Below are 22,406 nucleotides of genomic sequence, written 5' to 3' on the forward strand. Positions count from 1 at the left end.
AGGAGGATCGCGAAAAGGTCACCGAGTTCAGCGGACATGGAACTGCTCCTTCATCGAGGGGGGTATGCAGATCTGCTGTGACTTGTGTCACGCGATGATCTCTGCAAGAAGATTTCTACCTCAGAAGGTCACGCTCTGTACACGGAAATGACAGTAAAAGTCGAAAATCTTGGTGTGACATCACAAAACGGTGACGGTGCCGAGACGTCGCGGCCGCCCCCGACTGCGACCGCGACGCGCTACGGACGATTAAGCGGCGCTACCCGACGTCAGCACGCCGACGATCTGATCGACGATCGCGTCGACGATGCCGTCGTAGACGCCCGAAGCGATGTCGGAAATGAACTGTGCTGCTGAACCCATGAGAACTCCTGATGCTCGCGTGTACGTACAGCCGTAGGTAATACGACCTCCCTCGTTCTTACCGCACGCTAAGGTTTGGCGCAGCACCCGGTATCAACTCGAGACCCCGGAAAGATGGTGCCGCAACGGTTCACCGGAAATCTCACCGGTTATGCAGTGAAAACTATTCGCCGATCACGTCTTTCGCGCGGCCCACAAGCAACGGGTCTGTTTCCCCGACTATCTCGGGATCCTTGTTGGCGTAGTCGAACTTGTTGAGCACAAAACGCATCGCGTTGATGCGGGCGCGCTTCTTGTCGTTGCTCTTGACGATCGTCCACGGTGCGACATCGGTGTCGGTGGCGCGAAAATTCTCTTCCTTCGCCGCGGTGTACGCGTCCCACTTGTCCAGCGAGGCGAGGTCCATGGGCGAGAGCTTCCATTGCCGCACCGGGTCGACCTGCCGAATGGCGAAACGGGTGCGCTGCTCGTGCTGCGACACCGAGAACCAGAACTTGGTCAGACTGATGCCGTCGTCCACGAGCATCTGCTCGAACAGCGGTGCCTGGCGAACGAAGTGTGCGTGCTGCTCGTCGGTGCAGAAACCCATGACCCGCTCGACGCCCGCCCGGTTGTACCAGGACCGGTCGAACAGGACGATCTCCCCGGCCGCGGGCAGGTGTGCGATGTAACGCTGGAAGTACCACTCGGTCGACTCGCGCGCCGACGGCTTCTCCAGCGCAACCACCCGCGCACCGCGCGGGTTGAGGTGTTCCATGAATCGCTTGATCGTGCCGCCCTTACCGGCGGCGTCTCGGCCCTCGAAGACGATGACGTGCCGTCGACCGGTCTCCTTGGTCCACATCTGCAACTTCAGGAGTTCGATCTGGAGCAGACGCTTCTCGAGCTCGTACTCGACACGCGTCATGCGCTCGTCGTACGGGTAGTTCTCGCGCCAGGTGTCGACGACGTGGCCGTCGGGGACGGTCAGCAGTATCGGATCGTCGTCATCGGAGTCGTCGACGGCGAAGCCCGAGGTGTCGGCAAGATCTACCGCCTTGGTGATGTCGAGCAAGTCGCTCAGGTTCGTGCGTGGAGCCTCACCGTTGCGCAGATCATTGTCGGTCATGTGCCGAAAGTTAGTGCTCATCGGTGACCGACCGATGGCGATTCGGTGAACACCCGATGCATCCGGTTTCAGCGCCCCCGATACCGCTCCGCAAGGGGGACGGAACGGAATCGGTGGCGTCGAGTACCGACCGTAGCTACCGAGGAACAACCAGGTCCAGCGCTTGAGTCAGAAAAGTCGACGATCTTGTTCGAGCGCGACTTTCGGACCGTTCGATTGTCGGGGTCGATATGGGTGGAATCCCCGATGCGCCGAAAGGCGTTGATGACGCAGACTTTTCACCATGACATTCGAGAGCGGTTCCCCCAGAGAATTCACCCGGTCCAGTTCGCAGAAGATGATCGGAGGTGTATGCGGCGGCGTTGCCGAATATTTCGGCTGGGACGTCAACATCGTTCGACTCGCCACCGTTGCCGGCACGGTCCTGACCGGCGGCACCGTCGTGCTGATCTACCTCGCGGGGTTGATGTTGATGCCGCTCCGGGCGTGACCCGGCGACGGACACAGAAAAGGCCCCGCCGCCTCTGATCAGAGACGCGGGGCCGATCTGTACCGAATCTAGCTGGAGCCGAAGCTACCGGTGCTGTCTCCGAGGAGTCCCTCGAGCAAGCCGTCGAGCAGTCCGCCGGTGATGAGGTCGCCGAGGCCGCCTTCCTCGCCGCCACCGAGGATGGGCAGGAGATCGGTGATGAGGTCCAAGAACATGGGTAAAGGCCTTTCGAGAAACGTCGAGGGGGGTCTGACGGGTGATGTAAGAGCGTCAGAAACATATCGTCGGCAACTCGGTACAGTCCATCGTTTCGGACAAAAAGGACCCACCGACTGTTTCGGACCCCGAAACGCGACGCAGACTCAGCCCTCGGTATTCCCGGTGATCAACCAGCCACAGGGTGCGGCGAGCGCGTCCGCCTCGGCGGGTCCCATCGAACCGGGCTCGTAACTCTTCACCTCGGGCGGGTTGCTCAGCAAGGGAGCCGCGACATCCCACACGTGCGCCAGACCGTCCGGCCTGGTGAACAACGATCTGTCTCCGCTGAGCACATCGAGGATCAGGCGCGCGTATGGGCTGAGCGGCTCCGCGTCGGGCATCGACTTCAGCGGTAACGCCAGATGTCCCACCGACAGATCGAAATCCGGGCCCGGTTCCTTGACCGTCATGGCGATGTCGATGCTGCCGTCTCCGGACAGATCGAAGGACAGCACCGCCCCGTCCTCGGGCAGCTCGGTGAGCGGACTGTCGGCGGGCTTGCGGAACACCAACGACACCCGCTGCGCTCCGACACCCAGCATCTTTCCGGTGCGCAGCAGGAACGGCACTCCACGCCAGCGGTCGGTGTCGACCCACAGCTTGGCCGCCACGAACGTGTCGACCTCGGAGTTGTCGTCGACTCCCTCGACGTCGCGGTAACCGTCGTACTGACCGAGTACCACCTCGTCGGTGTCCAACGCCCGGAACTTCCCGATCACCGTCTCCCGAGCCGATTGCAGATCCTCGGCCTTCAGTGACGCCGGCGGTTCCATCGCCACCTCGGCCGCGACCTGGAACAGGTGCGTGACGAGCATGTCCAGCACGGCACCGGTCTCGTCGTAGAACTCGGCGCGGTCGTCGATGTCGAGGGTCTCGGGGACGTCGATCTGCACCTGCGCAATGTGCTCGGAGTTCCAGATGCCGCTGATCATGCCGTTCGCGAACCGCAGCACGTGCAGATTCTGGGTCGCTTCCTTGCCCAGGAAGTGGTCGATTCGGTAGACCTGCTCTTCCTCGACGACCTCGTGGACGGCTTTGTCGAGTTCCTCGAAATTGCTCTGAGAAGTGCCGAAGGGCTTCTCGTAGACCACCCTGGAACCCTCGGCGAGATCGTGTGCACCCAGGGCCTTCGTGTAATCGACGAAGGTGCTCGGAGGCAGAGCGATGTAGTGCACCAGCTGGGCGTCGTCGCCGATGTCCTTCTTCACCTCGGCGACGACCTCGGGCAACGTACCGGGATCGTCGACGGTGAAGCCGTTGCCCGCGAAGCGGATTCGCTCGGAGAATTCGGACCAATCGCCGTCGTCCACGTTCTCGGCGAACTCGTCGAGGACGCTGCGGACGTGATCGCGGAACTCGTCGTCGGAGGTGTCCTTGCGGCCGTTGCCGATCAGGACCCACTTCTCGGGCAGCAGGCCCTCGATATGGAGTTGGTAGAACGACGGCAGGACCATTCGCTTCGCGAGGTCTCCGGTTGCGCCGAACAGGACGAATACAGTGGGTTGCGAGGACGCCATGACCTCCACTATGCACCGACCCGGGCCGAGCATGGCTACAGTCGGTGTGATGACCAGATCACGGTTTCACGGTGAGATCTACGGGGTAGGCACGACGTCCGGCGTGCGGATCGTCGTCGGACATTGGACGCGGTCGCCGCTCGGGGAATTCACCGACGTCATGGTCCAGTTCGCGGACGGACAGCGCCTGCTGATCGCCCCCAACGAGGACGTACGCGAATTCGTCACCACCACATACACATTCGACTCCACCGAACTGGTTCCGGTGACCTTCGCAGCGGAGCCGAATGGATGGCGATCGGTGAAGGCCGGTGACCTGTCGGTCAGGATCCGCGTCGCCGGGCCGACCGTGCTCGGTCGCGCATTGAGCCTCGTCCCCGACGCGGTGTCGACGGCACCGTGGTTCTGCGCGATCAGTGACCCCATCGCCCGAGTCGTACTGCGCGGAGTGCGCACCCGCGGCAGCGCAGGCGGGGGCCGACGCGAGTACTACGGTGCCAGGCACCAACATCGCGTCACCGACGTCTCCGCGTCGTGGCAGGGCGAGGACCTCGGATCGCTCACCCCCGTCACACCCCCGGTGACATTCGGATTCGGCAGCACCCCGGCGGCACCGTCGGTCACGTCCATCACCACGACGATCGACAGTTAGACGGCTCGGTTTCAGACGACCGCTGCGCCGGATGCTCTCAGCTCGTCGAGGGCCGCGGCGGAGGTCTCGGGGGCAACCCCGGCGACGAGGTCGGTGAGGACGCGGACGTCGAATTTCTCGGCGACGGCATCCTTGGCCGAGGCCAGCACACAGTAGTCGGTCGCAAGCCCGACGACGTCGATGTCGGTGACCTCGTTGGCGGTGAGTATCTCGGCCAGGGGTGTCCCGTCCTCGGTGACGCCCTCGAACGCCGAGTACGACGGCTTGCCCTGCCCCTTGTAGACGTGCACGTCCACCGAACCGGTCGCGTAATCGGGGTGGTACTCGGCACCCACCGTGCCCGCCACGCAATGCACCGGCCACGTGGTGACGAAATCCGGTGCGGCATCGGTGGCGAAATGCCCGCCGTTGTCGCCCTCCGCGTCGTGCCAATCCCGCGAGGACACCACGAGGTCGTAGTCGTCGCCCTGGCGCGCCAGGTACGCACTGATCCTGCGCGCGACCTCCGCCCCGCCGGCCACCGCCAGCGCGCCGCCCTCGGTGAAATCGTTCTGCACATCCACAACCAACAGCGCACGAGTCATGGATCCCAGTATCCTCGACGGGTGCGCGTGTCGTCTCTGCTGACCTACCCAGTCAAGGGATGCGCAGGTGCAGCGTTGGATTCTGCCCACGTGAGCGCTACCGGCCTCGAGCACGATCGCGCATTCATGATCGTCGACGCCGACGGCGCATTCCGCAGTCAACGGAGCGACCCCGGCCTCGCGGTCGTTCGATGCTCGGTGACGGACGGGTCGCTGACGCTCGACCACGCATCGATCGGTTCGGTGACCGTGGCCGTCGACCGCGGCTCCGAGTCGCATGACATCACCATGTTCCGCGCGCCGATGCGGGGCATCGATCAGGGCGACGAGGTCGCGGGCTGGCTGACCGAGGTGATCGGAGAACCGTCGAGGCTCGTCGCCGCGCCGCGCGACCTCGGCCGGATCACCGACGGAATATCGCCCGGCTCAGCACAATTCGCCGACAGTGCGGCAGTCCACATCCTCTCGACCGCCACGCTCGCCGGGCTCAATTCCCGACTCGACGCCGCATTGCCAATGAATCGATTTCGTCCCAATATCGTCGTCGACGGCTGGGACGAACCGCATCGGGAAGACGAGGTGCGGGAAGTGACCATCGGATCCACGCGTCTCGCGTACACCAAGCTGGCGATCCGGTGCGCCGTCACCACCGTCGAGCAGACAACCGGTGAGCGCACCGGGCCCGAGCCGCTGCGCACCCTGGGTGACTACCGCCGCGGCCGACAGAAGGGCGTTGCCTTCGGGTCGAAATTCTCCGTGCTGCAGAACGGCACGGTGACCGTCGGCGACGAACTACGCGTCGAGAGTTGGGGCGAGTCGGAGCTGTAGCTCGAACAGCATGTGATTTTCCCAGCCGTTGCGCGCATCGAAACCTGTTGTCCCGTACGCACAGTCACCGTTCTCCGGCCGGTTCCCAGCGCAGCGTTCGTGCCGCGGTACCGAATGAAAGCTAGAGTAACGGTATAGCGCGGGTGTGGTGCGCTGAGTGACCACTATTCTGCTCCGCACACGGTTTCCGCCTACGAGAAGGAATTGTGGACAACCACGTCAGTGGCGTCCGACGCAATCAGCGCCGCCAACTGGATGCGTGCCTGCCCCGCCCGCAGTTCCCGGGAGAACACCGCACCCGCATCGACCAGATCGTGTCCACCCCCGCCGCCGCCGTACGTCGGCGAGGTCTCACCGAACGGCACCCGCGTCGTGACGACCACGTGCACCCCAGCAGCCACTGCTTCTTTCACCGCATGCACCACGCCGGCGTTGGTGTTGCCCGAGCCGAGAGCCTGAAGCACGATGCCCGGCGCCCCCGCCTGACGGCACGCATCGATCTGCAGGCCGTCGGCACCGGGATACAGCGCGACGATGTCCACGCGGATCCCGGCAATGGGCTTCCACGGCAGGGGTTTCGGTCGCGACAATGCGGCGGAGCGGAACGCGTCGAGCTCGGTGGTGTGTTTCTTGATCGCACCGCGCGCCGGCAGCAAGCGCCCACCGAAGGCGATCAGTACACCGCGCTCGGACTGCGCTGCTGCCACTGCCGCGGCAATGTTGCCGGGGCCGTCCGGATCGGCATGATCGGCAGTGCGCTGAGCGCCGGTGAACACCACCGGACGCTCGTCGTCGTGGAACAGATCGACGTACAACGCCGACTCCTCCATGGTGTCCGTCCCGTGCAGCACCACCACTCCGACGCATCCGTCCTCGGCGAGCGCGTCCGCCACCGCCGTACGAATGGTGTCGAGATCCGCGAAGTCCAACGCCGAGCTGTCCTTCGACATCACTTCACGCACCGCGACACCGTCGACATCCACCCCGACACCGGCGACCGGACGAGAGACCCCGTGCTCGTCGCGACTACTGGCAATGGTGCCGCCGGTAGTCAACAATGCGACATGGTCAGTTCTGTCGGGTCGTTCCTGCAGGCTCCACTCCTCAGTCACTGCGCGCCGCCACCTCTCGAATTCGTTTGCGGCACAGGAACCAACCACCGACGAGCATCGGCGCGATGAGCAGGATCGACGCCACCGTCCAGGTACCGACCGGTTTGTCGAAGGCCATCAGCACGAGTACACACGCCAAGAAGCCTAGCGTTGCGTATCCGGTGTACGGGGCACCGAACAATCGGAACGCAGGTCGAGTGACCGCACCGGTCTTGGACAGCGACCAGAACTTCAGCTGACACGCCACGATGACGGCCCAGGCGCTGATGATGCCGAGAGCGGCGAGGTTGAGCACGATCTCGAATGCCTGCGCCGGGACCACCGCGTTGAGCACGACGCCGAGCAGCGTCACCACCGACGTCAGTGCGATTCCGCCGTACGGCACACCCGATTTGTTCATCCGCGCAGCGAATGCGGGAGCCGAACCGGCGATCGCCATCGAGTGCAGGATGCGTCCGGTGGAGTAGAGGCCGGCGTTGAGCGAGGACAGTGCTGCAGTGAGGACCACGAGGTTCATGATCGCGTCGGCACCCTCGACGTCGATGGCTCCGAAGAACGTCACGAACGGACTCTCACCGGCCTGATAACTGGTGTACGGCAACAACAACGAGAGCAGCAGCACCGAGCCGACGTAGAACACGACGATACGGATGATGACGGTGTTGATCGCCTTGGGGATGACCTTCTCGGGGTTCTGCGTCTCCCCGGCAGCGGTACCGACCAGCTCGATCGAGGCGTACGCGAACACCACGCCCTGGATCACCACGATCGCAGGCAACAGCCCGTTGGGGATCAGTCCACCGTTGTCGGTCAGCACGCTCAACCCCGGCTCCTGCCCGTCGATGGGCGTTCCGAAGATGACGAAGTAGGTACCGATCAACAGGAACGTCACCAGTGCAACGACTTTGATGAGCGCGAACCAGAACTCGAGCTCACCGAACACCTTCACCGACACCAGGTTCAGACCGAGAACGAGCAGCAGTCCCCCGAGTGCGAACACCCACTGGTCGATGTCGCCGAGCGGGGCCCAGTACTTCTTGAAGAAGTTCATGTACAACGCCACGGCCGTCACGTCGACGACCGCCGTCATCGCCCAGTTCATCCAGTACAGCCAGCCGGCCGCGAAAGCGACCTTCTCCCCGAAGAATTCGCGCGAGTACGAGACGAACGAGCCCGAGGTCGGCCGGTGCATCACCAGTTCGCCCAGAGCGCGCAGGATCAGGAAGGCGAAGAATCCGCACAGCGCATACACCAGAACCAGCGCCGGACCTGCGTCGCGGAGGCGGCCACCGGCTCCCATGAACAGCCCGGTCCCGATGGCACCGCCGATGGCGATCATCTGAATCTGACGTGGTGCCAGCTCTTTTCGATAACCGGGGTCTTCCTCGGTGAAGGCCTTGCGGGTATCGACACTCCTGTTCTCGGTGCTCATCGCGTCACCTCGTCGACGTCTCGGGAGCATCTGCATGCTCGACCGGTGCCACTCGCAGGTTGGCGAGGTGCTCGGGACTCAGGAGCCGATCGAGCTCGTCCCGGGCCAGCAGCCCCTTCTCGAGTACGAGGTCGACCACATTGCGCCCACTGACCAACGCTTCCTGGGCAATCGCAGTCGATTCGACGTATCCGAGATACGGGCTCAGCGCGGTGATCAGGCCGATGGAGTTCTCGACGCGCTCACGCAGCAGATCGACGTTTGCGGTGATGCCGTCCACACAGCGATGCGCGACGGTGCGGCATGCGGCACTCAGATGCGCCATACCGTCGGACAGGGATTTGACGATGATCGGCTCGAACGCGTTGAGCTGCAACTGCCCGGCCTCGGCCGCCATCGTGATCGTGACGTCGTGGCCGATCACCTCGTAGGCAACCTGATTGAGCACCTCGGGGATGACGGGGTTGACCTTGCCGGGCATGATCGACGAACCCGCCTGCATCGGAGGCAGATTGATCTCGTTCAAGCCCGCCCGCGGACCGGAGGACAGCAACCGCAGATCGTTGCAGATCTTCGACAGTTTCACCGCGACCCGCTTGAGCACACCGGACAGGTGCACGAACTGACCGACGTCCTGCGTTGCCTCGATCAGGTCCGTTGCCGTCACCAGCGGCAGACCGGTGATGGTCCGCAGATGTGCGACCGCCGATTCGGTGTAGCCGGCGGGGGCGTTGAGTCCGGTGCCGATGGCGGTGGCACCGAGGTTGATCTCGTGCACCAGCAATGCTGCTTCTTCGAGCCGCGAGCAGTCCTCGTCGATCATGATCGCGTAGGTGCCGAACTCCTGACCGAGAGTCATCGGCACCGCGTCCTGCAGCTGCGTGCGGCCCATCTTGACGACGGTGGCGAACTCGCTTGCTTTGCGGCCGAACGAATCTCGCAGCACCTTCATCGAGGCGATGAGCTCGTGGACCGCGAAGATGGTTGCGATGTTCACCGACGTCGGGTAGACGTCGTTGGTGGACTGCGACGCGTTCACGTGTTCGTTGGGGTGCAGCATGCTGTACTCGCCGTGGGCGTGCCCGAGGATTTCCAGCGCACGGTTGGCGATGACCTCGTTGGCGTTCATGTTGGTCGAGGTGCCCGCACCGCCCTGGATGACGTCGACGACGAACTCCTCGTGCCACTGGCCGTCGAGGATTTCCTGGCACGCCGTGCGAATCGCTTCCCCGCGGGTGGCGTCGAGAATTCCGAGATCCTGGTTGGCCGACGCAGCTGCCCATTTCACCGCTGCGAGTCCGCGAACGAGGTGCGCATTGGTGGAGATCGGACGCCCGGTGATGGGGAAGTTCTCGAGAGCGCGCAGGGTGTGGATCCCCCAGTACGCAGTCGTCGGGATGTCGCGTTCGCCGAGAAGATCCTTCTCGATGCGGGTATCGGCCACGGTTGCGCTCCTTGATGGGGTGTCCAGCTGTCCGGCTGTCTGACAGGTAGAGTGTGGCGCAGAACACCTCATCGGTCAACCCCAGGCTAGGATTGCGTCATGAACCTGTCGGACAGCTGGGCAGTCAGTGCGCCCACGAATGCCCGAATGAGCGCAGCCGAGGCGGTGTTCGCCGACCTCCGCTCGGCGATCGCGTCGGGCGATCTACCCGTCGGGCAGAAGTTGCCTTCCGAGGCCGCGCTCGCCACCCGGCACAGCGTCAGCCGCTCGGTCATCCGTGAGGCGCTACGTTCCTGCCATGCCCTCGGCCTGACCGAAACCAAAACGGGCCTGGGCACTTTCGTCGTTCGTGACCGCGTCGGAAATGACCTCGACATCGGCAACTACGCGGCCCGCGAGCTCATGGAGGCCCGCCCTCACGTGGAGATTCCCGCTGCCGGCTGGGCCGCGGAGCGTCGCACCGACGAGGAGTTGACGGTGCTCGCCGGGCTGGCCGACGAAATGCGGTCCGAGGACGACCACGAGGCCTGGGTACTGCTCGACGCGCAGTTCCATACGGCGATCGCGCGAGCGAGCAAGAACCGCGTATTCGAGGCGATCATCGTCGATATTCGGGATGCGTTGACGCGACAGTCGGAGACCCTCAACCTCGTCGCACATCGGCAGCAGCAATCCAACGTCGAACACGACGCGATCGTCGACGGCATCAGATCCGGCGAATACGACGCGGCAGCCCGCGCCATGACCGTGCATCTCGATGCGGTCCGGGGTGCAGTGGAGTCGCTCGCCGATCGGCCGGATCAGTAGTACGACTGGGCCGGGAGTGGAGCCTGCGGAACGACCCCTACTAGGCCGGGAGTGGAGCCTGCGGAACGACCCCTACTAGGCCGGGAGTGGAGCCTGCGGAACGACCCCTACTAGGCTGCTGCCGTGACGAAGGTATTGAACTCTCTCCCGGTCGGTGAACGAATCGGCATTGCATTCTCCGGCGGTCTCGACACCTCGGTGGCCGTGGCTTGGATGCGCGAGCACGGCGCAGTGCCGTACGCCTACACCGCCGACATCGGTCAGTACGACGAACCGGATCTGTCCGATGTGCCCGAGCGCGGCCTGGCCTACGGGGCCGAGCAAGCGCGGCTCATCGACTGCCGCGAGCCTCTCGTCGAGGAGGGCCTGGCTGCACTGACCTGCGGGGCATTCCATATTCGTTCTTCGCTGCAGACGTACTTCAACACCACCCCGCTCGGCCGCGCGGTCACCGGCACGATGCTGGTCCGCGCCATGCAGGAAGACGGCGTCTCGATCTGGGGCGACGGATCGACGTACAAGGGCAACGACATCGAGCGGTTCTACCGCTACGGCCTGCTCGCCAATCCGCAGCTGCGGATCTACAAGCCCTGGCTCGACGAGGCATTCGTCGCCGAGCTCGGCGGCCGGCACGAGATGTCGCAGTGGCTCAGCCAGCGCACGCTCCCCTACCGCGACTCCGCCGAGAAGGCGTACTCCACCGACGCCAACATCTGGGGTGCCACCCACGAGGCCAAGAGCCTCGAATACCTCGACACCTCGCTCGAGATCGTCAACCCCATCATGGGCGTGAAGTTCTGGGACCCCGAGGTGGAGATCGCCGCCGAGGAGGTCACCGTCGAGTTCGAGCGCGGCCGCCCGGTCCGCATCAACGGCAAGACCTTCGACAGCGCTGTCGACCTCGTCATGGAGGCCAACTCCATCGGCGGTCGCCATGGTCTCGGCATGAGCGACCAGATCGAGAACCGCATCATCGAAGCCAAGAGTCGCGGCATCTACGAGGCCCCCGGCATGGCGCTGCTGCACATCACCTACGAGCGACTCGTCAACGCCGTCCACAACGAGGACACCGTCGCGTCGTACCACAACGAGGGCCGTCGACTCGGACGCCTGCTGTACGAGGGACGCTGGTTCGATCCGCAGGCACTGATGCTCCGTGAGGGCCTGCAGCGGTGGGTCGGCAACGTCGTCAGCGGCAGCGTGACACTGCGACTGCGCCGCGGCCAGGACTTCTCCATCGTCGACACCCAGGGCAGCAACTTCAGCTACCACCCCGAGAAGCTGTCGATGGAACGCAGCCAGGGCCAGGCATTCTTCCCCGGCGACCGCATCGGCCAGCTCACCATGCGCAACCTCGACATCGCCGATTCACGCAGCAAACTCGAGCAATACGCCGCGCAGAATCAACTCACCGCCTGGGGCGACCTGATCGGCGAACTGCCCGCAGGCGGAGCCGACGCCATCGCAGCAAGCGGCCCCGACAGCTCCGTCGACTCCTCGGCACTCGACCACGCCGCCATCGAGTCCGGTACCGACTAGAACTGCTTGCGCAACTGGGTCGTTCCGCAGGCTCCACTCCTGCCCGAACTCGCAGTCATGCACGGATTTCCGCCGATTTCCGTACATAACTGCGAGTTCGGCGGTGTCAGTCTTCTGCAGGCTCGACCAAGCCCTGATGCTCGTCCCGCTCCGCCCAATCGAGTAACTCGTCGATGGCAAATACTGCGTCGTCGATCCCCGCGTGCAGGTCGCCCAACACGGCGAATCTGGCCGGCACCGTGAACATCGTGAACTCGCGCGGGTCGACGCTCGCGACCTCGTCCCAGGAAATCGGCGTCGAGACCGTCGCCTGCTGATTTCCGCGCACCGAATACGCGCTGGCGATGGTGTGATCACGGGCATTCTGGTTGTAGTCGACGAACAGTTTCGACGGGTCGCGGTCCTTGCGCCACCACGTCGTGGTCACGTCCTCGGGTGCGCGACGCTCGACCTCACGCGCGAAAGCCAGTGCTGCCCTTCGCAAGTCCTTGAATCCGTAGGCCGGGTCGATGCGCACGTAGATGTGCAGCCCGTGACCGCCGGAGGTCTTGGGCCAGCCGACGGCTCCGAGGTCTTCCAATACCTCCTGAACGACCCCGGCGACGCGTCGCACTCGGTCGAAGGGGCAGTCGGGCATCGGGTCGAGGTCGATGCGCCACTCGTCGGGCATCTCCACGTCGGCGCGGCGGCTGTTCCACGGATGGAATTCGACGGTCGACATCTGCACCGCCCAGGCCACGTGCGCCAACTCCGTCACGCACAGCTCGTCGGCGGTGCGGTTGTAGCGAGGGAAGGTCACCTGCACTGTCTCGAGCCACGGCGGCGCTCCGTTGGGCACGCGTTTCTGGTGCACCTTGTCGCCGGCCAGACCCTTGGGGAAGCGATGCATCATGCACGGCCGCTCCCGCAGTGCCCGCACGATGCCGTCGCCGACGCTCAGGTAGTAGTTCACCAAATCCAGCTTGGTGGCACCGCTCTCGGGGAAATACACCCGATCCGGGTTGGAGATTCGTACGATGCGGTCGCCGACCGGCAACTCGATCGACGGTGAGCTACTGGCCATGAGATCGAGCGTAGGCGATCACGAACGCAGCGTGATGCCGTATCGGTCTCGCTTGCGGTAGATGGTCGCTCGGCTCATGCCGAGTTCCTCGGCCGCGTCGTTCATCGTGATGCCGGGTTGCGAGAGCACGCGAATCATCTCGTCCCGCTCGAAGGTCTCGATGCGGGTGAGTCGATGGGTGGTGTGCGACAGCACCTCCGGCGGCAGATGTTCGATGCCGATGACGTCTGCGCGGATCGCGGCCCGATGCATGACCGTCGCCAGTTCCGCGACGTTTCCCGGCCAGGCGTACTCCCGCAGTGCCCGCTCGGCGGCGGTGGTCAGCGTGACGGCCCGGCCGCGTACCCGGCCCGCGAGGTGCAGGGCGAGCGGCGCGATGTCGTCGGGTCGATGTCGCAGAGCGGGCAATTCCACGACTGTGCGCAGCAATCCGGCGAGTGCATGCGGAACGTCGTCGTAGTTCGATGCCGTGACGGTCACCGGCACACCTGCCCCTGCACGACGAAGCAGTTCCGCCAACGTGTCCGCCGCACGGGCGGGCAGCCTGTCGACGTCGCGGATGACCACGGCGGTATCGGGTTTCGGCAATTCGGGGGTCCACAGGTCGAGCCAGGCCTCGACGTCACGGGCAGCGGGCGCACCGGCGCTGAGGATGCGGCCGCGGGGCCGAGATGTCCGCAGCGCTCGGGCCAGGACGGTAGCTCGTCCTGATCCCGCCTCGCCGACCATCAGCACCGAACCGTGATCGGCCAGCGCCGATGTCGCCGAGCCCAGTGCACTGCGCCAGGCCGGCGAGAGGTCGTCGACAATGCCGGATCCTGCTCCGCTGTGCGCGGTCTCGACTCGGAAGACCTCACCGCGCGGTGCGGGCCTGGGCTGCTGGCCCTGCGACCGTGCCAGCATCATCGCCGAGGTGTTTCCGGCCGCCGACTGTGCAAGGGCCAGAAGCAGATCCGAGGACGACTGCGACCACGTCGTGAGATTCACACACCCCTCCACCCGGCCGGTCAGTGGATCGAGAACGGGAGCGGCGGCGCACGTGTACCCGGCCAACGAGAGCGAGTAGTGTTCGTCCGCCTTCACCACGGCAGGTACCCGATCCGCCAGCGCGAGTGCGAGTCCGTTGGTGCCGGTCTGATCCTCGGCGTAGGAGAACCCGGGTGCCAGGTGCACGCGATCCAGCGCGGCCAGCAACTCGCGGTCCGCGCTGACGCGATCCAGTACGAGACCGTCGGCGTCGGTCAGCATCATCGATACCGGCTCGTTCGCCAGCGTGTCGCGCAGACCGTCGAGCACCTCCCGGCCGCAGCGATAGAACAGGGATTCACCGTCGTACGTTCCGGAGAAGACGGGAGCAACCTCGTCGAGCGAGACCCCGTACCGCTGGCTGCGATGCCACGACGCCAGAAGGCGGTGGGAGACGGCAGCGAGGGGCTCGGAGTGGAGTCGGGCTCGCACGAGACCCTCCGGTTCAGCCATGTGACCCACGTTACATTCGCATGTCGCAATCTCACCCCGCCGATCGTCTCGAATTGAGACGTCGCGGGGCCCTCGAGGCGGCCCCACAGCCCTACCGTCGTGCACAGATCAACGTGACCCACGTCACGCACTGCAATTCGGGAGGCCCACCGCATGTACACGAAAAACGGCGAGAACTACTTCATCGTCGACGCCCACATCGCCCTGTGGGATGCGCGCGCGGAGAACCAGCGCAACATCCACGGCAAGCAGTTCATCGACTGCTTCTACGACTACCACCGCAACCTGTCCCCCGAATCCGAGCTGTGGAGCTACGAGGAGTACCTCTACCAGGGCGGTGAGCGGCTGATGCACGACCTGTTCGAGATCGGCTACGTCGATCACGCCATCTTCCAGCCGGCCCACCTCGGCGAGTTCTATCACCGCGGCTTCGGCCAGACCGACGAAGCATCGGCGCTTGCGGCCGCACACCCGGACAAGCTGACCTACAACCACCACTTCGATCCTCGCAACGGCGAGCGTGGCCTCGACCAGCTACGCGCGGACGCAGAACGATTCGGGCTGAAAGGCGTCAAGCTCTACACAGCCGAGTGGAACGGCGATTCCCGCGGCTACAAGCTCGACGACGACTGGACGCGGCGCTACCTCGAAGTGTGCCGCGAGGTCGGCATCAAGAACATCCACGTGCACAAGGGCCCAACCATCCGCCCGCTCGACAGAGACGCGTTCGACGTCGCGGACGTCGACCACGTGGCCACCGATTTCACGGACCTGAACTTCGTCGTCGAGCACTGCGGACTGCCGCGACTCGAAGACTTCTGCTGGATCGCCACCCAGGAACCGAACGTGTATGCCGGACTTGCCGTGGCCATTCCGTTCATGCACACGCGCCCGAAGTACTTCGGGCAGATCATGGGCGAGCTGCTGTACTGGCTGGGCGAGGACCGCATCTTCTTCTCCTCCGACTACGCGCTGTGGACGCCCAAGTGGTTGGTCGAAGGATTCGTCGATTTCCAGATCCACGAGTCCCTCGACGAATACGCGCCCATCACGATCGAGCAGAAGAAGAAGGTGCTCGGGCTCAACGCCGCGAAGATGTACGACATCCCGGTGCCCGCCGAGCTGCAGCTGCCCGACGCCGACGAAACCGAGACCGGACCGCGTCAACCCGAACGCGCCGACCTCGCGGGGGTGTGACGTGTCGGTAGTTGCAACCCTGTCGAGGCACGACGAGGCGTTCGCCGCTCTCGGACTCGTCCTCGATCCCGAATTGGACGAGCCCATCACCGATCTCGGGTTCGTCCGATCCCTCGAGGTCGACGACGGCGTCGTGCATGTTCATCTCCGGCTGCCGACGTCGTTCTGTTCACCGAACTTCGCGTATCTGATGGCGGGAGACTCCAAGGACGTGCTGACGGCGTTGCCATGGACCGAGCGAGTGCTGGTCGAGCTCGACGATCACCACGACTCGGACAAGATCAACGCCGGCCTTGCCGCCGACGCCGGCTACCGCGGCACTTTCGGACACGAAGCCGAGGAGAACCTCGACGAGCTACGAGCGACGTTCCGCCGCAAAGCGTACGTAGCTGCGATGGAACGCTCGCTCAAAGCATGGTTGCGGGCGAATCCCGATGCGACCGAGAACGATCTGTCGACGGTCGTGCTCGGGGATCTTGCGGACGACCGAACGTCGAACGCATTGCTCCGCCGCCGTGAGGCACTCGGACTTCGCACGGATCCGGCCGCCTCGGCTCTGGTCGATCACGCCGGCCGCCCGCACACCGGGGACCTGACGATGGTGATGCGGCGAGCCCGCGCCACCCGCGTGTCGATCGACGGCAACGCGCACTTCTGCCGCGGACTGCTACAGACCCGCTACCCCGGTGCCGAGGAACAGCAAGTCCCACGCGCAGAGGGCGCATTCATTCCCCTGACCACTGTCGCTGTCCCACAACGCACTACACAGGAGCATTCACGATGAGCACGATGCGCGCCGTCCAGGTTGTCGGCTACCACCGGAAGCTGGAGATGACCGAAGTCCCGATTCCCGAAGTGCAGGGTCCCCTCGACGTGATCGTCAAGATCGGCGGAGCAGGCGTGTGCCGCACCGATCTGCACATTCTCGAAGGCCAGTGGGCCGAAAAGTCCGGTGTCACATTGCCGTACACGATCGGCCACGAGAACGCTGGATGGGTGCATGCGGTGGGATCGGCCGTCACCAACGTCACCGAGGGCGACAAGGTGATTCTGCATCCGCTGGTCACGTGTGGACTGTGCCGGGCCTGCCGGTCCGGTGACGACGTGCATTGTGAGACGAGCGATTTCCCCGGCATCGACACCAACGGTGGGTACGCGGATTATCTGCGGACCAACGCCAGGACAGTGGTGAAGATCGACGACTCGCTCGAGCCGTCCGCGGTGGCCGCACTCGCCGACGCCGGCCTGACCGCCTATCACGCGGCGGCGAAAGCGGCCCGACGGCTCACACCACGCGACAAGTGTGTCGTCATCGGCGCGGGCGGTCTGGGCCACATCGGCATTCAGGTTCTCGAGGCACTCTCCCCCGCCGAACTCATCGTCATCGACCGCAACGCCGACGCGGTCAAGCTTGCGCTGACCCTCGGTGCCGATCACGCGGTGGTCGCCGACGGCAGTCAGGTGGACCAGATCATGGAGCTCACCGGTGGGTTCGGTGCCGAGGTGGTGCTCGACTTCGTCGGCGAGGGTGGTTCCACCGCAGAAGGATTGGCGATGACCAGACGGGCCGGCGACTACCACGTCGTCGGATACGGCGAGAACATCGACGTCCCGACGATCGACCTGATCTCCGAGGAGAAGAACATCGTCGGCAACCTCGTCGGGTCGTACAACGACCTGTGCGATCTGATGTCGCTCGCCGCGCGAGGCGCGGTGAATCTGCATACGCAGACCTATGCGTTGGACGACTTCCAGAGCGCCATCGACGACCTCGACAACGGACGTGTTCGCGGACGCGCGATTCTCGTACCGTGAAAACGGGTAGTAGCAAGAACCATCACTTCGACCACGAGGAGCACCGTTGATCTTCATCACCGCCAAGTTCAAGATCAAGCCCGAGCACGCCGACAACTGGCCCGAGATCTCACGCGACTTCACCGAAGCGTGCCAGGCCGAGGAAGGGTGCCTCTGGTACTCGTGGTCGCGCACTCTCGACGACCCCACCGAGTACGTCCTGGTGGAGGCCTTCAAGGACCCCGATGCCGGTGCGACGCACGTGAATTCGGATCACTTCAAGCAGGCACAGAAGGATCTCCCGCCGTACCTGCAGGAGACGCCGAAGATCATCAGCCAGGAAGTGGACGGCACCGACTGGAACGAACTGGGCGAGCTCGCGGTCGACTAGTTCGAGCCGCGATCCCGGACCACCTGGCCCAGCGTCACGATGGCGTCGGCGAACTGCCCAGGTAGTTCCTGAGGCGGGTTGTGGCCACAATCGACCTGACGAACGTCGATCAGATCGTCGAAGTGCGCCGCGTGGTCCGGGCGGCCGTACAGCGAGGCGACGGTGTCCTCGGTCGGATCGATCACGACCGTGGGCACCGTGATCCTCGGTTGCTGTGTCAGCAACTCCTGGGTCGCTGCGTAGGCCGCGTCCCCCACCTCGATGCCGTAGCGGTGCCGGTAGGAATGCACGGAGACGTTCACGAAGTCGGGGTTGTCGAACGACGGTGCAGTGGCCGCGAATTCGGAGTCCCCGAACCGCCAGGTGGGCGACCAATCCGTCCACAGTGTCTGTGCGATCTCTGCGCGGTACTCCGCGAGCCCGGCCCGACCCCGCTCGGAGTGCAGGTAGTACTGGTACCAGAACCGCTTCTCCAGGTGCGGGGCCACCGGCGTGGACACCGCCGCGGCGATGTCCTGGATCAGATAGCCGGAGACGCTCACCAGGCCCGACACCAGCTCCGGCCACAGCGCGGCAACGACGCAGGCCGCTCGCCCACCCCAGTCGTAACCGGCGACGATGGGCTCGTTCAGCTCCAGGGCGAGGATCAGCTCGCGGAGATCATGGCCGATCGCAGCCTGCTCACCGGAGCGCATCGTGGCCGCGTCGACGAACTGGGTCGGTCCGAAACCGCGCAGGTACGGCACCACCACGTCGTAGCCGGAATCGGCGAGCAGCCTCGCGACGTCGTCGTAGCTGCGCGGGTCGTAGGGGAACCCGTGCAGCAGCACCACCGAACGACCGGACGGATCACCAAGGCGGTCGAAGGCGACGTCCAGCACCCCTGCGCGAATCATCATGGGTCCATGTTCGCATTGTCGGGCAGAGGGTCAGCTGCTCAGCACGTCCTGCATGCCGGGAGCGAGGACATCGGACAGGTTCGTCCATGGGACGGTGATCGTGATGAGGCCGATGCCATAGGACCCGACCTGGTAGTCCCCGAAGTGGATGTTCATCCCCTCCGGTGACGCCGTCCAGTTTCCGAAGTTGGCCACCGTCGGTTCGATGCCCGAGCGCTCGAAACTCTCGCCGGCCCGGGTGGTCGGAAGAATTCTCGCTGCCTGATCGGAGAGCCGAGCCAGACCTGCGTCGAGATCGGTGAACGCATCGTCGAGGGAGATCGGTTGCGCGGTGTCGGCGTCGATCGTCACGGTCGCAATCAGAGAATTGCCATGCGCTCCGGGCGGGACGGCGATCCAATCGGTGATCTGTTCGGCACTGATCACGCGGCTCCCCACGTGGGTCGTCCCCGTCGAGTAGCCGTCGCTGAGAGCGAACTCGTATCCGTAGTCGCGATCGATCTGATCCTGCAGCGCGGCTCGCATCGACTCGTTGAACTCCGCTGTGACGGCGGGATCCCCACCGCTGAGCTGTGGAATGGCCACGTCGTACGTCGCATTCCCGGTGGATCCGGCGACGCGGGTGCTGCCCAGAACATAGGGCTCGGCGGCGTCCGGCTCCGCGGTGGTCTCGGGCGCTGCTGTGGCTGTCGGCTCGGCGCTCGCCGTCGTAGCCGGTGCCGCGGTAGCAGGAGGTGCGGGTTCCGGCGTTGCAGTTCCCGAGGTGGAGCATCCCGCGAGGACCACGGTCACGGCCAACGCGACGGTCATCGAGCGAATACAAGCCATTACCCACACTAAACACAACGCGGCCGCTCACTCAACCACCGCACATCCGGCGACTCCGCTGCTAGCGTCGAACGTCCAGGTTTCCTGCCGTCCACGAATTGGAGGAGAGTTCGATGAGAACGAGGAACATCATCACCAATCTGCGGGTACCGAACGTGGACGCGGCCAAGTCGTTCTACACCGAGTTTCTCGGACTGCGTTCGGAGGAGTTCGACATGGGCTGGGTTGCGCGGCTGACGTCGCCCGATCGCCCGGTCAGCGTTCAGTTGGTGACGGGCGACCAGAGCGCACCGGAAGATTCGGTGATGTCGGTGCTCACCGACGATGTCGACGGCGCATACGCCGAAGCCCAGAAGTTGGGTTTCGAGATCGTGTATCCGTTGACCACCGAGCCGTGGGGCGTGCGCCGGTTCTTCGTTCGCGCTCCCGACGGCAACGTCATAAACATCGCGTATCACCGGGACTGACTGCATCGAATCGGGTGCAGCCGACCGCGCTGAGCGCGGCTGGTTGCACCCGATTCGAAGCTCCGCCGCACGAAAAAGCCCGGCACCTCGAAAGGTGCCGGGCTTCTTCAGTGCAACAAGGGACTCAGAAGTCCATGCCGCCCATGCCACCGGTCGGATCGCCGGCAGGCGCTCCGGCCTTCTCGGGCTTGTCGGCGACGACGGCCTCGGTGGTGAGGAACAGAGCCGCGATGGACGCTGCGTTCTGCAGTGCCGAGCGGGTGACCTTGACCGGGTCGTTGATGCCTGCAGCGAGCAGGTCCTCGTACTCGTTGGTCGCGGCGTTGAGGCCGTGGCCTGCGGGCAGGTTGGAGACCTTGTCCGCAACGACGCCGGGCTCGAGGCCGGCGTTGAATGCGATCTGCTTGAGCGGGGCGGACAGTGCGACGCGAACGATGTTCACGCCGGTTGCCTCGTCACCGTCGAGCTTGAGGTTGTCGAGTGCGGGCGCTGCCTGGAGCAGTGCCACGCCGCCACCGGCGACGATGCCTTCTTCGACGGCTGCCTTCGCGTTGCGCACGGCATCTTCGATGCGGTGCTTGCGCTCCTTGAGCTCGACCTCGGTAGCCGCTCCGGCCTTGATGACTGCAACGCCACCGGCCAGCTTGGCCAGGCGCTCCTGCAGCTTCTCGCGGTCGTAGTCGGAATCGGAGTTCTCGATCTCGGCGCGGATCTGGTTGACGCGACCGGCGATGGCGTCGGAATCTCCCGAGCCCTCGACGATGGTGGTCTCGTCCTTGGTGATGACGACCTTGCGTGCCTGACCGAGCAGCTCGAGTCCGGCGGTCTCCAGGGAGAGGCCGACCTCTTCGCTGATGACCTCGCCACCGGTGAGGATGGCGATGTCGGCGAGCTGCGCCTTGCGACGGTCACCGAATCCGGGAGCCTTGACGGCAACGGACTTGAAGGTGCCACGGATCTTGTTCACCACGAGGGTGGAGAGAGCTTCGCCCTCGACGTCCTCGGCGATGATGACGAGCGGCTTGCCGGACTGGATGACCTTCTCCAGCAGCGGCAGCAGGTCCTTGACGGTGCTGATCTTGGAGCTGACGAGCAGGATGTACGCGTCTTCGAGGACGGCTTCCTGGCGCTCTGCATCGGTGGCGAAGTACGCCGAGATGTAGCCCTTGTCGAAGCGCATGCCCTCGGTGAGCTCGAGCTGCAGGCCGAAGGTGTTGGACTCCTCGACCGTGATGACGCCTTCCTTGCCGACCTTGTCCATTGCCTCGGCGATGAGCTCGCCGATGGACGGGTCGCCTGCGGAGATGCCAGCGGTAGCAGCGATCTGCTCCTTGGTGTCGATCTCCTTGGCGGACGCGAGCAGGGCCTCGGTGACGGCTGCAACAGCCTTCTCGATGCCGCGCTTGAGGCCGAGCGGGTTCGCGCCGGCTGCGACGTTGCGCAGGCCTTCACGGACGAGTGCCTGAGCGAGAACGGTAGCGGTGGTGGTGCCGTCGCCTGCGACGTCGTCGGTCTTCTTGGCGACCTCCTTGACGAGCTCGGCGCCGATCTTCTCGTAGGGATCTTCGAGCTCGATCTCCTTGGCGATGGAAACACCATCGTTGGTGATCGTGGGAGCTCCCCACTTCTTCTCGAGTACGACGTTGCGACCCTTGGGGCCCAACGTCACCTTTACTGCGTCGGCGAGGGCATTGAGGCCTCGCTCGAGGCCACGGCGTGCCTCTTCGTCGAACGCGATGATCTTGGCCATTGCGAAGTGATCCTCCGGATTGGGGGTGACACATTGCTGGCCGAGCTCGGTGCCCGCGACGGACGACCAGGGGTGTCGTTGATTCCCCGGCCTCACCGTGTCCCGACCTGGCACTCACGTGTCGAGAGTGCCAACTGCATTTCTAGCACTCGACCATGGCGAGTGCAAGGTCGACCATTCATGCACGCCGAGGGGCGAACCACCGCCACCCGCATGCCCGACGCCACCGCGCGGCGACAGCCGCGAGCGGATGCTCACCTTCGCGAGGGTCCTTCACGCACTGTTCACATCCGTACGCGTTGTTAACATCCGAATACTGTGCATCGAACCATCGGCGCTAATACCGTTGAGCGACAACAGCTTCGACGCCAAAAAAAATTCGGACAAAACCCTACAAAAACGAC

The 22,406-nt window shown here is 64.5% G+C and carries 22 protein-coding genes; 10 read left to right on the forward strand and 12 right to left on the reverse strand.

Translation table 11 applies throughout. The annotated features are described in order from the left end of the window. Nucleotides 1–526: 526 nt before the first annotated feature. Nucleotides 527–1,471, reverse strand: coding sequence for a polyphosphate kinase 2 (gene ppk2 / locus QM590_RS12400; protein WP_269595094.1), 945 nt, complete (start codon nt 1,469–1,471; stop codon nt 527–529). Between the two features lie 283 nt (nt 1,472–1,754). Here ppk2 and QM590_RS12405 point away from each other — a divergent pair, with 283 nt between their 5' ends. Continuing rightward, the gene (locus QM590_RS12405; protein ID WP_269595093.1) at nt 1,755–1,961 is read left to right on the forward strand and encodes a PspC domain-containing protein; all 207 of its coding nucleotides are present in this window, start codon (nt 1,755–1,757) and stop codon (nt 1,959–1,961) included. Between the two features lie 68 nt (nt 1,962–2,029). On the opposite strand, the gene QM590_RS12410 is transcribed toward QM590_RS12405, so the two are convergent. Both QM590_RS12410 and QM590_RS12415 read right to left on the reverse strand, forming a co-directional pair. After that, nucleotides 2,030–2,176, reverse strand: a complete 147-nt coding sequence (locus tag QM590_RS12410) for a hypothetical protein (protein WP_156516122.1) — start codon at nt 2,174–2,176, stop codon at nt 2,030–2,032. Between the two features lie 147 nt (nt 2,177–2,323). After that, nucleotides 2,324–3,736 (reverse strand): glucose-6-phosphate dehydrogenase, encoded by a 1,413-nt coding sequence (locus QM590_RS12415; protein ID WP_269595092.1) that lies wholly within the window; start codon nt 3,734–3,736, stop codon nt 2,324–2,326. 49 nt (nt 3,737–3,785) lie between these two features. On the opposite strand from QM590_RS12415, the gene QM590_RS12420 reads away from it, so the two are divergent. Beyond that, nucleotides 3,786–4,388, forward strand: a complete 603-nt coding sequence (locus QM590_RS12420; protein ID WP_269595091.1) for a hypothetical protein — start codon at nt 3,786–3,788, stop codon at nt 4,386–4,388. A gap of 11 nt (nt 4,389–4,399) precedes the next feature. Here QM590_RS12420 and QM590_RS12425 read toward each other — a convergent pair whose 3' ends face one another. Next, complete coding sequence (locus QM590_RS12425) at nt 4,400–4,972, reverse strand: isochorismatase family protein (protein ID WP_269595090.1); 573 nt, start codon at nt 4,970–4,972, stop codon at nt 4,400–4,402. Nucleotides 4,973–4,993: 21 nt separating this feature from the next. Here QM590_RS12425 and QM590_RS12430 point away from each other — a divergent pair, with 21 nt between their 5' ends. Next, nucleotides 4,994–5,800: an MOSC domain-containing protein gene (locus QM590_RS12430; RefSeq protein WP_269595089.1), complete on the forward strand. Its 807-nt coding sequence runs from the start codon at nt 4,994–4,996 to the stop codon at nt 5,798–5,800. Nucleotides 5,801–5,991: 191 nt separating this feature from the next. On the opposite strand, the gene QM590_RS12435 is transcribed toward QM590_RS12430, so the two are convergent. Genes QM590_RS12435 through aspA form a run of 3 tightly spaced genes read right to left on the reverse strand, consistent with a single transcriptional unit; the run spans nt 5,992 to nt 9,788 of the window. After that, entirely contained in the window at nt 5,992–6,912 is a 921-nt protein-coding gene (locus QM590_RS12435) for an asparaginase (RefSeq protein ID WP_269595088.1), read from the reverse strand. After that, nucleotides 6,905–8,344, reverse strand: coding sequence for an amino acid permease (locus QM590_RS12440; RefSeq protein ID WP_269595087.1), 1,440 nt, complete (start codon nt 8,342–8,344; stop codon nt 6,905–6,907). The genes QM590_RS12435 and QM590_RS12440 overlap by 8 nt, the downstream gene beginning before the upstream one ends. A 4-nt stretch (nt 8,345–8,348) precedes the next feature. After that, nucleotides 8,349–9,788, reverse strand: coding sequence for an aspartate ammonia-lyase (aspA, locus tag QM590_RS12445; RefSeq protein ID WP_269595086.1), 1,440 nt, complete (start codon nt 9,786–9,788; stop codon nt 8,349–8,351). A 99-nt stretch (nt 9,789–9,887) separates the two neighbouring features. On the opposite strand from aspA, the gene QM590_RS12450 reads away from it, so the two are divergent. Next, nucleotides 9,888–10,595 (forward strand): FadR/GntR family transcriptional regulator, encoded by a 708-nt coding sequence (locus QM590_RS12450; protein WP_068048192.1) that lies wholly within the window; start codon nt 9,888–9,890, stop codon nt 10,593–10,595. 123 nt (nt 10,596–10,718) lie between these two features. Further along, on the forward strand, nt 10,719–12,134 hold the full coding sequence (gene argG, locus QM590_RS12455) for an argininosuccinate synthase (RefSeq protein WP_269595085.1): 1,416 nt from the start codon (nt 10,719–10,721) through the stop codon (nt 12,132–12,134). 106 nt (nt 12,135–12,240) lie between these two features. Here argG and ligD read toward each other — a convergent pair whose 3' ends face one another. Both ligD and QM590_RS12465 read right to left on the reverse strand, forming a co-directional pair. Next, complete coding sequence (ligD, locus tag QM590_RS12460; protein ID WP_269595084.1) at nt 12,241–13,197, reverse strand: non-homologous end-joining DNA ligase; 957 nt, start codon at nt 13,195–13,197, stop codon at nt 12,241–12,243. An 18-nt stretch (nt 13,198–13,215) separates the two neighbouring features. Beyond that, nucleotides 13,216–14,676, reverse strand: coding sequence for an AAA-type ATPase lid domain-containing protein (locus QM590_RS12465; RefSeq protein WP_269595083.1), 1,461 nt, complete (start codon nt 14,674–14,676; stop codon nt 13,216–13,218). A gap of 153 nt (nt 14,677–14,829) precedes the next feature. Between QM590_RS12465 and QM590_RS12470 the strand changes: the two genes are divergently transcribed. From QM590_RS12470 to QM590_RS12485, 4 genes are read left to right on the forward strand one after another with little or no spacing between them, the layout of a single operon-like run. Further along, nucleotides 14,830–15,873 carry an amidohydrolase family protein gene (locus tag QM590_RS12470; protein WP_269595082.1) on the forward strand — a complete coding sequence of 348 codons (1,044 nt, stop codon included), beginning with the start codon at nt 14,830–14,832 and terminating at the stop codon, nt 15,871–15,873. A gap of 1 nt (nt 15,874) precedes the next feature. Then, nucleotides 15,875–16,657, forward strand: a complete 783-nt coding sequence (locus tag QM590_RS12475; protein ID WP_262498440.1) for an iron-sulfur cluster assembly protein — start codon at nt 15,875–15,877, stop codon at nt 16,655–16,657. Between the two features lie 5 nt (nt 16,658–16,662). Then, complete coding sequence (locus QM590_RS12480; RefSeq protein ID WP_094641432.1) at nt 16,663–17,688, forward strand: NAD(P)-dependent alcohol dehydrogenase; 1,026 nt, start codon at nt 16,663–16,665, stop codon at nt 17,686–17,688. Nucleotides 17,689–17,734: 46 nt separating this feature from the next. Continuing rightward, nucleotides 17,735–18,058: a putative quinol monooxygenase gene (locus tag QM590_RS12485; protein WP_269595081.1), complete on the forward strand. Its 324-nt coding sequence runs from the start codon at nt 17,735–17,737 to the stop codon at nt 18,056–18,058. Here QM590_RS12485 and QM590_RS12490 read toward each other — a convergent pair. Together QM590_RS12490 and QM590_RS12495 are read right to left on the reverse strand one after the other, a co-directional pair. Then, complete coding sequence (locus tag QM590_RS12490) at nt 18,055–18,957, reverse strand: alpha/beta fold hydrolase (protein WP_269595080.1); 903 nt, start codon at nt 18,955–18,957, stop codon at nt 18,055–18,057. The genes QM590_RS12485 and QM590_RS12490 overlap by 4 nt on opposite strands. A gap of 30 nt (nt 18,958–18,987) precedes the next feature. Next, nucleotides 18,988–19,767 carry an RsiV family protein gene (locus QM590_RS12495; protein ID WP_269595079.1) on the reverse strand — a complete coding sequence of 260 codons (780 nt, stop codon included), beginning with the start codon at nt 19,765–19,767 and terminating at the stop codon, nt 18,988–18,990. A gap of 131 nt (nt 19,768–19,898) precedes the next feature. On the opposite strand from QM590_RS12495, the gene QM590_RS12500 reads away from it, so the two are divergent. Continuing rightward, nucleotides 19,899–20,252, forward strand: a complete 354-nt coding sequence (locus tag QM590_RS12500) for a VOC family protein (RefSeq protein WP_094641430.1) — start codon at nt 19,899–19,901, stop codon at nt 20,250–20,252. 124 nt (nt 20,253–20,376) lie between these two features. Here QM590_RS12500 and groL read toward each other — a convergent pair whose 3' ends face one another. Continuing rightward, nucleotides 20,377–22,002 (reverse strand): chaperonin GroEL, encoded by a 1,626-nt coding sequence (groL, locus tag QM590_RS12505; RefSeq protein WP_094641012.1) that lies wholly within the window; start codon nt 22,000–22,002, stop codon nt 20,377–20,379. Between the last annotated feature and the right edge of the window lie 404 nt (nt 22,003–22,406).

The organism is Rhodococcus sp. IEGM 1372, assembly GCF_030056835.1.
Classification (GTDB): Bacteria; Actinomycetota; Actinomycetes; order Mycobacteriales; family Mycobacteriaceae; genus Rhodococcoides.

What these genes read in the sequence shown, in the direction of transcription:
- ppk2 (WP_269595094.1), bottom strand. Translation starts at nt 1,471, where the DNA reads ATGACCGACAATGATCTGCGCAACGGTGAGGCTCCACGCACGAACCTG.
- QM590_RS12405 (WP_269595093.1), top strand. Translation starts at nt 1,755, where the DNA reads ATGACATTCGAGAGCGGTTCCCCCAGAGAATTCACCCGGTCCAGTTCG.
- QM590_RS12410 (WP_156516122.1), bottom strand. Translation starts at nt 2,176, where the DNA reads ATGTTCTTGGACCTCATCACCGATCTCCTGCCCATCCTCGGTGGCGGC.
- QM590_RS12415 (WP_269595092.1), bottom strand. Translation starts at nt 3,736, where the DNA reads ATGGCGTCCTCGCAACCCACTGTATTCGTCCTGTTCGGCGCAACCGGA.
- QM590_RS12420 (WP_269595091.1), top strand. Translation starts at nt 3,786, where the DNA reads ATGACCAGATCACGGTTTCACGGTGAGATCTACGGGGTAGGCACGACG.
- QM590_RS12425 (WP_269595090.1), bottom strand. Translation starts at nt 4,972, where the DNA reads ATGACTCGTGCGCTGTTGGTTGTGGATGTGCAGAACGATTTCACCGAG.
- QM590_RS12440 (WP_269595087.1), bottom strand. Translation starts at nt 8,344, where the DNA reads ATGAGCACCGAGAACAGGAGTGTCGATACCCGCAAGGCCTTCACCGAG.
- QM590_RS12450 (WP_068048192.1), top strand. Translation starts at nt 9,888, where the DNA reads ATGAACCTGTCGGACAGCTGGGCAGTCAGTGCGCCCACGAATGCCCGA.
- ligD (WP_269595084.1), bottom strand. Translation starts at nt 13,197, where the DNA reads ATGGCCAGTAGCTCACCGTCGATCGAGTTGCCGGTCGGCGACCGCATC.
- QM590_RS12465 (WP_269595083.1), bottom strand. Translation starts at nt 14,676, where the DNA reads ATGGCTGAACCGGAGGGTCTCGTGCGAGCCCGACTCCACTCCGAGCCC.
- QM590_RS12470 (WP_269595082.1), top strand. Translation starts at nt 14,830, where the DNA reads ATGTACACGAAAAACGGCGAGAACTACTTCATCGTCGACGCCCACATC.
- QM590_RS12480 (WP_094641432.1), top strand. Translation starts at nt 16,663, where the DNA reads ATGCGCGCCGTCCAGGTTGTCGGCTACCACCGGAAGCTGGAGATGACC.
- QM590_RS12490 (WP_269595080.1), bottom strand. Translation starts at nt 18,957, where the DNA reads ATGATGATTCGCGCAGGGGTGCTGGACGTCGCCTTCGACCGCCTTGGT.
- QM590_RS12495 (WP_269595079.1), bottom strand. Translation starts at nt 19,767, where the DNA reads ATGACCGTCGCGTTGGCCGTGACCGTGGTCCTCGCGGGATGCTCCACC.
- QM590_RS12500 (WP_094641430.1), top strand. Translation starts at nt 19,899, where the DNA reads ATGAGAACGAGGAACATCATCACCAATCTGCGGGTACCGAACGTGGAC.
- groL (WP_094641012.1), bottom strand. Translation starts at nt 22,002, where the DNA reads ATGGCCAAGATCATCGCGTTCGACGAAGAGGCACGCCGTGGCCTCGAG.